We start from the raw sequence: 13,199 nt of genomic DNA on the forward strand, positions 1-13,199 counted from the left end.
CTATTATATCATTTTAAATGACTTTACTGTAGAGACAATTATTGTGACTTTAATTAGATTGTAGAAAACGCTTTAATAAATCGTGTGATTCTACTTTCCTGATACAAGAAAATGGGTTATGATAGGATTAAATAGTAGATAACTCAAAGGGGGATTTCCAGTGGTACAGTCACTACATGGCTTTTTAGATGAAAATATTCAATATTTAAAAGATAATGGACTTTATAATGAAATTGATACAATTGAAGGTGCAAATGGACCAGAGATTAAAATAAACGGGAAAAACTATGTTAATTTGTCTTCAAATAACTATTTAGGACTTGCAACAGATGAAGATTTAAAACAAGCTGCCAAAGATGCCATAGACACTCATGGCGTAGGTGCAGGTGCAGTAAGATCTATTAACGGTACATTAGACCTTCATGACGAATTGGAAGAAACACTTGCGAAGTTTAAAGGTACAGAGGCAGCGATTGCATACCAATCAGGTTTTAATTGTAATATGGCAGCCATTTCAGCTGTGATGAATAAAAATGATGCTATCCTATCAGATGAATTAAACCACGCATCAATTATTGATGGATGTCGTTTATCTAAAGCGAAAATTATACGCGTCAACCATTCAGATATGGACGATTTACGCGCTAAAGCGAAAGAAGCTGTTGAATCTGGACAATACAATAAAGTAATGTATATTACTGACGGTGTATTTAGTATGGATGGCGATGTTGCTAAATTACCAGAAATCGTAGAAATTGCAGAAGAATTCGGTTTAATCACATATGTTGATGACGCACATGGCTCTGGTGTCATGGGCAATGGTGCAGGTACAGTGAAACATTTTGGCCTTCAAGATAAAATTGACTTCCAAATTGGTACATTATCTAAAGCGATTGGTGTTGTCGGTGGTTATGTAGCTGGTACACAATCATTGATCGATTGGTTGAAAGCACAATCAAGACCATTCTTATTCTCAACATCATTAGCGCCCGGTGATACAAAAGCCATCACTGAAGCTGTTAAGAAATTAATGGCATCAACAGAATTACACGATAAACTTTGGGAAAATGGTAATTACTTAAAAGACGGATTGAAAAAATTAGGTTTTGACATTGGTAATTCTGAATCACCAATTACACCAGTAATCATAGGTGACGAAAAAGAAACACAAGCATTTAGTAGCCGCTTAAAAGATGAAGGTATCTATGTGAAATCCATCGTCTTTCCAACAGTGCCTAAAGGTACGGGCCGTGTTCGTAATATGCCTACAGCTGCACATACAAAAGAAATGCTTGATCAAGCATTAGCGGCATATGAAAAAGTAGGTAAAGAACTAGGTACAATTTAACGCTAACTCCAATTTATAAAACGAATGAATATAAAAAATAAATGAAGCAACAAAATGCTAGACTGCTTATATCCTATTTGTATGGATATAAAGGGTCTAGCTTTTTTGATTTTAATCACTTTGATAGGGTATAAGTTTAACACTTATGAAAGTATATACATAAATCACAATTTATCTAGAGGATAGGGCGATACAATGACAAAACTAATATTATTAAGAGGTAACTCTGGTAGTGGCAAAACGACTATTGCCCGTAACTTACAAAGCATGTTGGGTAATGGTGTCATGCGCGTGGGTCAAGATGAAATAAGACGGCATATGTTAAACGTCTCAGATAGACCAGGCAATTTATCAATTGAGCTAATAAAATACATTACACTATTTGGCATAGCACATTGTAAATATGTTATTGTAGAAAGTATTTTCAATAAAGAAAAATATGGTAATATGTTACAGAGCATTATTTCAAGTACGCATATTAAAAGCTATATTTATTATTTCGACTTACCTTATGCAGAAACCGTGAGAAGACATCACTCAAAAACATATACGGATTTCAGTGCACAAAAACTTGCAAGCTGGTTTGTTGAAAAGGATACACTAAATGTAAAAAATGAGAAATTGATTACTGAAATGATGACACAAAATGATATACTCACGATGATCATGAATGATCTTCATGACGAGTGAAATCGTCCTTAGAAGCAGTTCATATTTTTAATAAATTAAAAGGTTGATTTTATGCCAAATGATGTTATAGTTTTGGTTGCTGACGCCTTATGTTAAGGGGTTTTTCAATGAAAAATAATTTAGGGTTGCATTTCACTACACAACGGCTTATCATTAGACCGTTAGAAGAAAATGATTATGAGTCATGGTTGTCAGGATTTGTTAATCGTTATCCTGCGCAATACAAGCATGATAAAGGCCAAGTCGACATGTCAGATGCCACGGAACCATGGTTTGCGGCAATGGTCTTAAAGCATCAACAAGCGATTAAAGATGATGATTTGTATATATTTGGCATCTTTGATAAAACTGGACGTCATCTTGGTATGCTTAACATTAAAAATTTAAGCCGCGATCAATTTCAATGGGCAGAAATCGGTTATTTTATCCATAATCAATACTGGCATCAAGGGTATGCTTATGAAGCTTTATCAGAACTTGTGAAACAAACGAAAGAGACTTTAAAGTTTCATAGAATAGAAGCACACATCAATTTGGATAATCAACCTTCTATTCAGTTAATTGAAAAATTAGGCTTTGCATTTGAATGTATTCGAAAAGGATTTATTTTCGAACATGGACAATGGACTGACAACTACGTGTATTATCTCAATACACATGACGAACCAATGGGATAGCAACTAAAAGGAAGGAGTGTCAACATGGTTGAATTTAGAGAGTTAACAATGGCTGACGAAACATTATATTGTGATTATATGAAAGAATGGATAGATCACGATGAAAAGGTAGTGCCTGAGATTACGAATATTACCAAATACAATAATTTTGAAGAAATTGTACATGAATTAGCAGATAACAAATCTAATGATGAGACAGTAGATAATACGACATTGTTTTTAATTGATGATGATAAGATTATTGGCGCTGCCAATATTCGCCATCATTTGAATGAAAAATTAAAAATTATTGGCGGCCATGTTGGCTACGGTGTTCGTAAGAGCTACCGAGGCAAGGGCTTTGGGAATAAAATTTTGAAAAAGTCATTAGACTACTTATCACGTATTGGCGTACAAGAAGCGCTGATTACTTGTGAAAAAGATAATGAAGCCTCTGCAGCTGTCATCTTACACAATGGTGGGGAAGAAATAGAATCTTCAACATTAGATGATGGCACAGTCGTTCGTCGCTTCCAGATAGAAATCGCATAAAATAGCATAATTATTAAAAGTTGCCATGTAAGAAAATGGCAACTTTTTTTATGTTTATTTATGAAAACGGCAACATGAAATAAAAGACTTCGCAAAAAATTTCAAGTATAATTGTTTTAACACTAGGTATTAATTTTAAAAAAGAAGTGAGGTTATAACATGTCTAAAGTCATTCAAGACATACATACAGCGTTTGAGCATTTAGAAAATGGCATGACAGTACTTGCCGGTGGTTTTGGGCTATGCGGGATACCAGAGCATGCCATTGAAGCGATTCGTACAAAAGGTACAAAAGGATTAACCGTAGTGAGTAATAACTGTGGTGTAGATGATTTTGGATTGGGCCGTTTACTTGAGAAAAAACAAATAGATAAAATGGTTAGCTCGTATGTAGGTGAAAATAAAATATTTGAGCAACAACTGATCAATGGTGAGTTAGATGTAACACTAACACCTCAAGGTACGTTGGCTGAAAAACTACGTGCAGGCGGTGCAGGTATTCCAGCATTTTACACAAAAACAGGTGTGGGTACTTTGATCGCTGAAGGTAAAGAATCACGAGAATTTGACGGTGAAACGTACATTATGGAACGTGCCATTACAGGCGATTTTGGTATTGTGAAGGCTCAAAAGGCGGATACATTTGGTAATTTAGTATTTGAAAAAACAGCGCGTAATTTTAATCCTTTATGTGCTATGGCCGCCAAGACTACTGTCGTTGAAGTAGAAGAAATTGTTGAATTAGGTGAAATTGACCCAGATGATGTACATCTATCAGGTGTATATGTGGATTATATCTATCTAGGCAAACATTTTGAAAAACGCATAGAAAAACGTACAGTGAAGGAGGTACAACATGGATAAACAAACACAACGTAAGAAGATTATTCAGCGTGCAGCACAAGAAATTCATAGTGATATGGTAATAAATTTAGGTATTGGTATGCCAACACTTGTAGCAAATGAGATGAATGATCATGTGGAAAATGTCTTTTTCCAATCTGAAAATGGTTTGCTTGGTATTGGCCCATATCCTACTGAAGATGAAGTGGATCCAGATTTGATTAATGCAGGTAAAGAAACGGTTACTGCTGCTAAAGGCGCATCATATTTTGACAATGCAGAATCATTTGCGATGATACGCGGGGGGCATATTGATTTAGCAATTCTTGGTGGTATGGAAGTTTCGGAAACAGGTGATTTAGCAAACTACATGATTCCTGGCAAGCTCGTAAAAGGTATGGGCGGTGCGATGGATTTGGTGGTTGGAGCTCAAAAAGTGGTCGTTATCATGGACCATATGAATAAACACGGTGAATCTAAGATAAAATCAAAATGTGAGTTGCCTTTAACAGGAGCAGGTGTTGTTAATACGTTAATCACAGATTTAGCTGTTTTTAAATTTGAAGATAAAGTTATGAAATTGGTTGAACTTCAAGAAGGTGCCACACTTGAACAGGTACAAACCCATACAGATGCTTATTTTATAAATTGCTTGAATCATTAGCTGTTTTTCCACATATTGTACGATGTATTCATAGGTAGATCATTATCTATTTTTAAAAGATTAGCTCTTAGTCAAACTTAAAATTCCGAGTAAGTATGTTATTGTAACAATAGAGGTTGAATTAATGACAAAGGTTCGGAGATTGATATGAAGAAAAATGCAGAACTGAAAAGTATTGTTATCGCTATTATATTTGCAGCGGCTGCAGATGTGGTTCCTAACGGCATATTTCATAAAATCTTGTTGGTAATCGGTATTTTAGCATTTATTTATATGTTGATTACACATTTAAAGTTTACGTTATATCATATTAAAATAGAAGATAATCAGCAACAAACATGGTTTAGTGTGAAAACGGATTATTGGTTGCTGTTTATTAAAAATATGTTGGCCATAACACTATTATTAGCGATATATTGTGTGTCTGTGTATGTCGATAATCATATGGCTTGGATTATCATTCCTTTGCTTGTCGTTGGATTTATAGGAATAATCTTATTTGAAAATAAATTTGAAAAGAAGAGTAACATTTTAGAGTCAGAAAATGTAAAAGAATAGAGGTGGCTTATGAAATTTATTGATGCACATGAACAAGCTGAATTATTAAACATGGAAGAAGTCGTTGAAGCGGTAGCCGAATCTTTACAGGCCTATTCTGAAGGGAAGACGGATACCCCTTTACGTTATGTACTTCCTTTTAATGAAGACAATCGTTATCTAGTTATGCCGGCTTTATCTGATGAATTGAAAGTTGTGGGGCTTAAAACAGTAACAATGGCCCCTAATAATACAAAGATAGGTAAAAATACCATTGTTGGTTCTGTCATATTATCAGATTATGAAACTGGTGAAACATTAGCTGTATTAGAAGGTTCTTACTTAACCAAAATTCGTACAGGCGCAATTTCTGGCGTAGCTACAAAATACCTTGCTCGTGAAAATGCAGAAACATTATGTGTCATAGGGACAGGCGATCAAGCACAAGGATTAATTGAAGCTGTATTAGCTGTTAGAGATATCAAACATATTCAACTGTATAATAGAACTCACCGTAAAGCAGTGACATTTGCAGAAACGATTCAACAGCAATATCAATCCGTTGATGTGACAGTGATGGAAAATGTTGATGATGCTATGACCAGTGCTGATGTTATTGTCACTGCAACCAACGCCACGCAACCTGTTTTTAATAAATCATTAGAAGCTGGGGTCCATGTGAATGCTGTAGGTTCTTTTAAATCAGATATGCAAGAGTTGCCTTCACACGCTATAGCCAATGCAGATAAAGTAGTTGTAGAAGCATCGGAAGCGGCATTAGAAGAAACAGGAGATTTAATTACCCCAATAAAAGAAGGTCTATTTGGAGAAAAAGATTTATATGGCGAACTAGGTGAAATTGTCGGTTCTCTTTTAGCTGGACGCGAAAGTGATGAAGAAATTACCGTATTTAAATCTGTAGGTGTAGCCATTGTAGATATTATTGTGGCTAACTATTTTTATCAAAAAGCACAGAAAAATAATGACGTGCAGTAATTTATATATAAGGTCGATAAAGTAAAATTTTGATAGGCTATAGTAAAATTATTAAGCGTTTCGCTGTATTGCTTTATAGTATAATGTAGGTATTATTTTATACTTTAAAGGATACTTATGGCGGAACGCTTTTTAAGATAGTTTACAAATTTAATATTTATCAAAACATACTTATACTAAAGATTAGTAATTTCATAGATTCAGTTATTAGCAATATTTAGGTTTAGGTATGCAGATAAATGAATTTTTGCAAAGTGCATGGTGTTATAATTCAATTATTATTAAGTTTTTACCTCAATTTCTTTTGATTTGATCGTCAAAATTGTTAAACTTGTATTAATATAAAGAAGATGTTCATTAACTAAAATAATAATTTTCGTTTAATATTGTTGTATTTTTTATGATAAAAGTGAGTTATATGATTTATTAGATTTTATTAATAAAATTGACGATAAGTATATTATGACTTGAATATATAGGAGGAGAAATAATGAAAATACTAATTACAGGTGGTGCTGGATTTATTGGCTCGCACTTAGCAGAACACTTTAACAAAGCTAATGAGGTGTTTATATTAGACAATTTAAGCACAGGGCATCGTTCGAATGTCGAATTTATAGATGATGCGCATTTCATTGAAAATGATGTGATTAATACATCATTTGTGACATCCTTAGTAGAGAAAGAACAATTTGATATCGTCATTCATTTAGCAGCCGTAGTTAGTGTTGTAGAAACAATAAATGACCCTATAAAGTCTCAGTCTGTCAATATAAATGGCACATTAAATCTCTTAGAAGCCAATCGTCAATATAATCATAATTTGAAGAAATTTATTTTTGCATCGTCAGCAGCCGTATATGGTAATACCGAAGGATTACCAAAACAAGTCGAAACGTTCATTGATCCTGAATCACCTTACGCTGTTGAAAAATATGCTGGGGAACAATATACAAAAATTTACAATACGCTATACAATCTGCCAACAACTGCATTAAGATTCTTTAATATATATGGACCGAGACAAGATCCTCATTCACCATACTCTGGTGTATTATCTATTATAGATAATAAATTTAAAAATAACGAAACATTCACATTTTTTGGGGATGGAGAGCAAACGAGAGATTTTGTATATGTAAAGGATTTGGTGCAAGCGGTTTCAACAGTGCTCGATAATGAAGTGACGAATGGCAAAATATACAATTTAGCTACTGGTAAACAAATATCACTATTAGAAATTTTTGATAAGTTCAAAAAGGTTTATAATAAATCTATAGACTATCAGTTTGCTGAATCAAGAAGTGGGGATATTAAACATTCTTGTGCTGATATCAAAGGTTTGGAAGCGCTAGGATATAAACCACAATATGATATTATGTCAGGTTTAACTGAATATATTAATTACTCGAATACAGATAAGAAAAACTAAGAGGTGGAAGAATGATTGGTAAAACGAAAAAGTTTGTATTAAATCAGACAAAAAGAAAATTAAAATTCATTTCGGAACCATTGAAATTACAATTTAGAAGTAAATACACAAGAAATATTATGCATTATGCAAATCTATATAAAACGATTGAAGTAGATGACAAGCATATTTTGTATCAAGTTAGAGATGGACAAAGTATGACAGATAGTCCTTATGCAATATTTAAATATTTAATGAGCCATCCTGATTATCAAAAATATATACATATTTGGGTCGTAGCATCTCAAAAAATGCAAAAAGCATTTTCTAAAAAATATAGTAAATATAAAAATGTAAAATTTATTGTTAAAGAAAGTGAAGACTATTTACATTATTTAACAAAGTGTAAATATCTCATCAATAATGCGACGTTTCCAACGTATTTTACGAAAAAGCCAAATCAAATATATGTTAATACTTGGCATGGTACACCTTTAAAAGCAATGGGATTAGATATCAGACATAATTTATTAGAATCACAAAATACAATTCGTAACTTTTTAAGTTCTGACTATATTATTTCACCTAACCAACATACGACAGATATTTTTAAAAAAGCATTTAAATTAGACGGTTTAAATGATGAAGCAATTTTAGAAATTGGTTATCCTAGAATAGATGCAACGCTAAATGCACAGTCAAAAGAAGTTACGCAGAAATTGAAGCAACAAGGCATTAAATTAACAGATGCGCCGATTTTACTCTTTTCACCGACATGGCGTGGCCAAACGGTCAGTACACCAGAAGATAATATTGAAGAAATTGAAGCGCTGATTGAGTCATTAAATAAACAAACACATTATCAAGTGTTATTAAAAGTGCATCCGTTTATTTATAAAAAAGCAGTAGGTAATAAAAAATTAAAAAAATACTTAGTGGAAGATACATTTGATACGAATGAATTACTCAGTATTGTTGATTTGCTTGTAACTGATTACTCAAGTATCTTTTTTGATTATTTAGTTACAGATAAACCTATTATTTTTTATACACCCGATTATAAAGCCTATGAAGAAGACAGAGGATTTTATCTTCCTGTGGATAGTCTTCCAGGTCCAAGTGTGCACTCAATTGAAGCATTGGTAGCTACTGTCCAAGAATCACAGCGCATGCTAGCACAATATAAGGGGAACTATCAAAAATATAAACAAAAATTTGTGAATTACGATGATGGACAAGTCACGGAAAGAGTTGTCAATCAAGTGTTTCATCATGATGCACCCAAAAATGGCGTTCAAAACAACAGAAAAGAGCGTATTTTAATATATCCAGGTGGTATGAAACCTAATGGCATAACAACATCGATCCTGAATTTATTAGAAAATGTTGATTATGATAGATATGATATTACGGTTTATCTTGGATTCAATAGAAATAAAGATGTGATAGATAATCTATATAGCTTAAATGACAATGTGAGGGTTATTTTAAGAAAAGGACCATTGTTGGCAAACACTTCAGAATACTATCGTAACCTATTGGTACGCAATAGAGGCATCAAATCGAAAATTGAAGAAAAAATTTATCCGGATGCATTGTATCAACGCGAATTTAGAAAAGTGTTTGGTAACTCAGCGTTTGATGTCGTTATGGATTTCAGTGGCTATGCGATGTTTTGGTCTGAAATCTTGTTAGCGAGCAAGGCTAAAAGAAAATTAATCTACTTGCACAGTGATATGAAAATGGATATGGAGCGTAAAGTGAACGGTGTGAGACCGCATTACGCTAATCTAAAAGGTGTGATGTCCTTATATCCTTATTATGATAAGCTCGTAAGTGTGTCTGAAGTGACTAAGCAGGAAAATGTTAACAAAATAGCGAATAGAAAAACAAAAGATAAATTTAAATCATCGATGAATACCATTAACTTAGATAGAATTTATAATTTGGTGGATGAAGATAATGATATCTTTATGAAAAATGGGGAACGTGTCATTGTAAGAGAACAGGATAAGCAAATTACAAGCGTACCGTTCCATAAATCCGATTATAAAGTGATGACAATGGGAAGATTATCTCCTGAAAAAGGATTTGATAATTTGATTCAAGCGTTTAGCGGCGTGGTGGAAGCAAATCCTAACGCGAAATTATACATTTTAGGTGATGGCCCACTCAAAAATCAACTAAATAAACTAATTACGTCATTAGATTTATCAGAGCATGTATTTTTAATGGGACAAAAAAGAAATCCATTTAATATTATGAGAGATTGTGATCTATTTGTTTTACCGTCTTATTACGAAGGGCAATTAATGGTCTTATTAGAGGCGTTGACTGTTGGTATAGATATTCTGGCATCAGATATACCAGCCAATCAATATGTACTTGATTATGGCAAGTATGGAATGTTGAGTTTTAATGATGCTGAATCATTACAAACAAGCATACAACAGTTTATTAATAAGGAAACACCTGTTTATGCCAAATTTGATCCAGAATTATATAATAAAGAAGCGATTGAACAATTTTATCATTTATTAGATGACTAAAGTATCATATAACTGAGGGATGAGAAATAATGCTCAAGCCCAAAATAAAGGACGCATCCATATGAAATGGATGCGTCCTTTTTATATTTAAAAGCCTTCAATTTATACTGTGCTTGTTTATTTGAAATGCCATGTTTATATAGTAACTTTTACACTTTAGCTATGATGTTTATAATTATTGATAACCATAGGCTGTAGTGTATTTCTTCCTACAACAATTCTTATATATGGAATAAAAGATAGTATTATCGCTAATCCAATACAAAATCCAAGTGTGAAAATAGAACTTAAGATTAAAAATAGTGGTGGGAATGTAACAAATGATGCTAGCGATCTAGAAATAAAATCTACAATGATTTGGTGTGCTAAGTATATGAAAAATGATATTTCGCTTATTAAAAACACAAATACTAAATTAAACCGAGTTAAAAATTTAGATAAATAGACGATAAATACAAAACTGATTGCAGAAAATAAGACTAAATCAAATCGATTAGACTCATTTAGATGTACGTCTAAATAAGAAAAATTAAATGCCATATAGGATAAAGCCAATAGCCAAATCAATAGAAGCCAAACTAAATGACGCTTTAAAAAATGAATAACAGTATCATAATATTTACCGAAGTAGAAACCAACAACAAAGTAAAATAGCCAATATAAAATAATGGTTCTACTGAATAAAGGATAAAAATCCCAGAATTCAAGATAAGCAGTACTGTAATACATTAAATAAGAATGTCCAAAACTAATGATAAAGGTAACGACAAGTACAAAAATAGGATTGGCTTTACTCAATAATTTATAAAATAAGCGATGTAATATATAAAACTGAAAAATAACAAGTACAAACCATCCGAAAAATTTACCTTCAACTACGATATTTAAAAAGATTTCCCAAAATGATTTATCTGAATTATCACCAAGAAATAGTCTAAAAGTGATAAATAAACCAAATATAGCATAAGGAATTAAAATAAATTTCATGCGTTTAAGTAAAAAATTTTGCGGAATTTTAGTTGAATATCGCATACCTAATAATGTTTCGGACAAAATAATAAAGCAAGGTGTTGCAAATAATAAAATAACTTGTAAAAAACTATAAAATGATTTTTCAAATTGTGAAATGTGATAATCGTTTACTAAACCGGTTAAACAATGGACGATGACTATTGCGATACAAAATATCGCTCTAGCATAGGTGAGTTCCATTTTCCTCTCCAAAATAAAAACTCCTCTCAAAATCCATTCCATAATATGATAATTAGTATTAAAAGTAAAGTTTATATGAATTTATTTTTATAATAATTATATATAAAGCCTAGCACTTTCTAATATGAAATTTGGGTAAGTTTAAGAAAAAAATGATATGCTTACATATATTTAAAATATTCACTGAAAAATAGCTACTAGCAGTTAATTAAAAAACTAAAAAATTGAAAGGAACAACGTTATGAAATCAATCTTACTAATTGGTCAATCAAATATGGCAGGAAGAGGGTTTTTAGATAGTGTAAATCCCATCATTGATGAACGTATTTTTATGCTTAGAAATGGTAGATGGCAAATGATGGAAGAACCGATACATAGCGATCGTTCTGTCGCTGGTATTGGACCAGCTGCATCGTTTGCAAAGCAATGGCTCGATGATCATCCAAATGAAACAATAGGGTTCATTCCATGTGCTGATGGAGGTACTTCTATTGAAGAATGGTCAGATGAAAGTATGCTGACGCGGCATGCTGTAAGTGAAGCGAGATTTGCTATGGAAACGTCTGAATTGATTGGTGTTTTATGGCATCAAGGTGAAAGTGATAGTCAAAATAATAAATTTCAAACATATGAAACAAAATTATCACACCTCATTGATTATTTTAGAGAAGCACTTGAATTGCCTAAACTTACTTTTGTCATTGGATTGTTAGGAACGTTTTTAGGAAAAGAAGGGTTTGGCGCTAGTGCTACAGAGTATCAAGAAATCAATAACAGTATCAAGAACGTCGCGCAGAAACAACATGATTGTTACTTTGTTACAGCAGAAGGCTTAACGGCAAATCCAGATGGTATTCATATAGATGGATTCTCACAACGCTTGTTTGGGATTAGGTATTATGATGCATTTTCAAAATCAAAGAACGTCGTCAATCCTTTAGATAATGAGAGCGAAAGAGAACAAGATTTATATAAAACTGAATTTACTAAAAATGAACAAATGTATATGCTTGTGGCTAGGTTATCTAAAAATGAAATCACGTATCAAGATTTTATCAATGAAATGTCACAAATGAATAAATAATGATCTGGAAAATTATCATTTTTAAAAATATTTATTTTTTTCGTTCAATCTATGTCTAAAAAGCCTTTCAAAACACACGAGATGTGTGTACATTTGAAAGGCTTGTTGTATTTTATCATCCTAATACGGTTATGTTAATCGTCCATGTGTGATTTTAGTAAGTGCGTCATTTGTAGCAAATATTTTAGCATTTACAGTTGGGACACCCATGGATTGTAGGCGCTCACTATGCATGTTTAAATAGTTTTTAGCATTTTTGTAACTATCAAATGCATAAATGCCACCCGCTTCTTTTTCATCAGCATTTTCTGTCCAAATTTTCCATAAAAAACCTGGTTCTCCATTTATAGATTTCGCTAAATCAGCGAATTGTCTGGACATCTCTTGTCCAAAAGGACCATCGATTGGAAAATCAACTTGTAAAATATAGATCATGATAAACCATCCTTTTTAAATTATTTATTATGTTTACTATACCAATAAAAAATACATTGCAGTATGGTTTTAGCTCAAGCACTTTTCTAATATAAACAATAAAATGTTTAACATAACATCAAAGCTACATCAATAAAGTATTTTCATATTTAATTTGTACTAATATTCATAAAAAAAGTGTAATTTTACTTGAAAATAAAATGGATAGGTGTATGATGAAAG

13 protein-coding genes are annotated in these 13,199 nt (G+C 32.4%); 11 read left to right on the top strand and 2 right to left on the bottom strand.

Features of this window, described 5'->3' with window-relative positions:
* Positions 1–160 precede the first annotated feature (160 nt).
* From KA830_RS04200 to KA830_RS04245, 10 genes are all read left to right on the top strand, one after another.
* A complete protein-coding gene (locus KA830_RS04200) occupies positions 161–1,348 on the top strand; it encodes a glycine C-acetyltransferase (protein WP_046207675.1) in 1,188 nt (395 codons plus the stop codon).
* A gap of 195 nt (positions 1,349–1,543) precedes the next feature.
* Complete coding sequence (locus KA830_RS04205; RefSeq protein WP_204180147.1) at positions 1,544–2,038, top strand: AAA family ATPase; 495 nt, start codon at positions 1,544–1,546, stop codon at positions 2,036–2,038.
* A gap of 107 nt (positions 2,039–2,145) precedes the next feature.
* Positions 2,146–2,715 (top strand): GNAT family N-acetyltransferase, encoded by a 570-nt coding sequence (locus KA830_RS04210; protein ID WP_070039463.1) that lies wholly within the window; start codon positions 2,146–2,148, stop codon positions 2,713–2,715.
* 24 nt (positions 2,716–2,739) lie between these two features.
* On the top strand, positions 2,740–3,246 hold the full coding sequence (locus KA830_RS04215) for a GNAT family N-acetyltransferase (protein WP_070039462.1): 507 nt from the start codon (positions 2,740–2,742) through the stop codon (positions 3,244–3,246).
* A 159-nt stretch (positions 3,247–3,405) separates the two neighbouring features.
* Entirely contained in the window at positions 3,406–4,110 is a 705-nt protein-coding gene (locus KA830_RS04220; protein ID WP_070039461.1) for a CoA transferase subunit A, read from the top strand.
* Positions 4,103–4,753 carry a 3-oxoacid CoA-transferase subunit B gene (locus KA830_RS04225; RefSeq protein ID WP_046207218.1) on the top strand — a complete coding sequence of 217 codons (651 nt, stop codon included), beginning with the start codon at positions 4,103–4,105 and terminating at the stop codon, positions 4,751–4,753. Before KA830_RS04220 ends, KA830_RS04225 begins: the two co-directional genes overlap by 8 nt.
* A gap of 147 nt (positions 4,754–4,900) precedes the next feature.
* A complete protein-coding gene (locus tag KA830_RS04230; protein WP_070657494.1) occupies positions 4,901–5,311 on the top strand; it encodes a hypothetical protein in 411 nt (136 codons plus the stop codon).
* 9 nt (positions 5,312–5,320) lie between these two features.
* Entirely contained in the window at positions 5,321–6,286 is a 966-nt protein-coding gene (locus KA830_RS04235; protein ID WP_204180149.1) for an ornithine cyclodeaminase family protein, read from the top strand.
* 490 nt (positions 6,287–6,776) lie between these two features.
* Entirely contained in the window at positions 6,777–7,718 is a 942-nt protein-coding gene (locus KA830_RS04240; RefSeq protein ID WP_204180150.1) for an NAD-dependent epimerase/dehydratase family protein, read from the top strand.
* Between the two features lie 11 nt (positions 7,719–7,729).
* Complete coding sequence (locus tag KA830_RS04245) at positions 7,730–10,246, top strand: glycosyltransferase (RefSeq protein ID WP_210134078.1); 2,517 nt, start codon at positions 7,730–7,732, stop codon at positions 10,244–10,246.
* Between the two features lie 156 nt (positions 10,247–10,402).
* On the opposite strand, the gene KA830_RS04250 is transcribed toward KA830_RS04245, so the two are convergent.
* On the bottom strand, positions 10,403–11,470 hold the full coding sequence (locus tag KA830_RS04250; protein WP_046207223.1) for an acyltransferase family protein: 1,068 nt from the start codon (positions 11,468–11,470) through the stop codon (positions 10,403–10,405).
* A gap of 229 nt (positions 11,471–11,699) precedes the next feature.
* Between KA830_RS04250 and KA830_RS04255 the strand changes: the two genes are divergently transcribed.
* Positions 11,700–12,542, top strand: a complete 843-nt coding sequence (locus tag KA830_RS04255; RefSeq protein ID WP_204180152.1) for a sialate O-acetylesterase — start codon at positions 11,700–11,702, stop codon at positions 12,540–12,542.
* 129 nt (positions 12,543–12,671) lie between these two features.
* On the opposite strand, the gene KA830_RS04260 is transcribed toward KA830_RS04255, so the two are convergent.
* The gene (locus KA830_RS04260) at positions 12,672–12,977 is read right to left on the bottom strand and encodes a monooxygenase (RefSeq protein ID WP_040029905.1); all 306 of its coding nucleotides are present in this window, start codon (positions 12,975–12,977) and stop codon (positions 12,672–12,674) included.
* Between the last annotated feature and the right edge of the window lie 222 nt (positions 12,978–13,199).

This window comes from Staphylococcus sp. GDY8P119P, from assembly GCF_017892075.1.
Classification (GTDB): Bacteria; Bacillota; Bacilli; order Staphylococcales; family Staphylococcaceae; genus Staphylococcus; species Staphylococcus ureilyticus.

Excerpts from the sequence above, each read along its gene's own strand:
- KA830_RS04205 (WP_204180147.1), top strand. The coding sequence starts at position 1,544 with ATGACAAAACTAATATTATTAAGAGGTAACTCTGGTAGTGGCAAAACG.
- KA830_RS04210 (WP_070039463.1), top strand. The coding sequence starts at position 2,146 with ATGAAAAATAATTTAGGGTTGCATTTCACTACACAACGGCTTATCATT.
- KA830_RS04215 (WP_070039462.1), top strand. The coding sequence starts at position 2,740 with ATGGTTGAATTTAGAGAGTTAACAATGGCTGACGAAACATTATATTGT.
- KA830_RS04220 (WP_070039461.1), top strand. The coding sequence starts at position 3,406 with ATGTCTAAAGTCATTCAAGACATACATACAGCGTTTGAGCATTTAGAA.
- KA830_RS04225 (WP_046207218.1), top strand. The coding sequence starts at position 4,103 with ATGGATAAACAAACACAACGTAAGAAGATTATTCAGCGTGCAGCACAA.
- KA830_RS04230 (WP_070657494.1), top strand. The coding sequence starts at position 4,901 with ATGAAGAAAAATGCAGAACTGAAAAGTATTGTTATCGCTATTATATTT.
- KA830_RS04235 (WP_204180149.1), top strand. The coding sequence starts at position 5,321 with ATGAAATTTATTGATGCACATGAACAAGCTGAATTATTAAACATGGAA.
- KA830_RS04240 (WP_204180150.1), top strand. The coding sequence starts at position 6,777 with ATGAAAATACTAATTACAGGTGGTGCTGGATTTATTGGCTCGCACTTA.
- KA830_RS04245 (WP_210134078.1), top strand. The coding sequence starts at position 7,730 with ATGATTGGTAAAACGAAAAAGTTTGTATTAAATCAGACAAAAAGAAAA.
- KA830_RS04255 (WP_204180152.1), top strand. The coding sequence starts at position 11,700 with ATGAAATCAATCTTACTAATTGGTCAATCAAATATGGCAGGAAGAGGG.
- KA830_RS04260 (WP_040029905.1), bottom strand. The coding sequence starts at position 12,977 with ATGATCTATATTTTACAAGTTGATTTTCCAATCGATGGTCCTTTTGGA.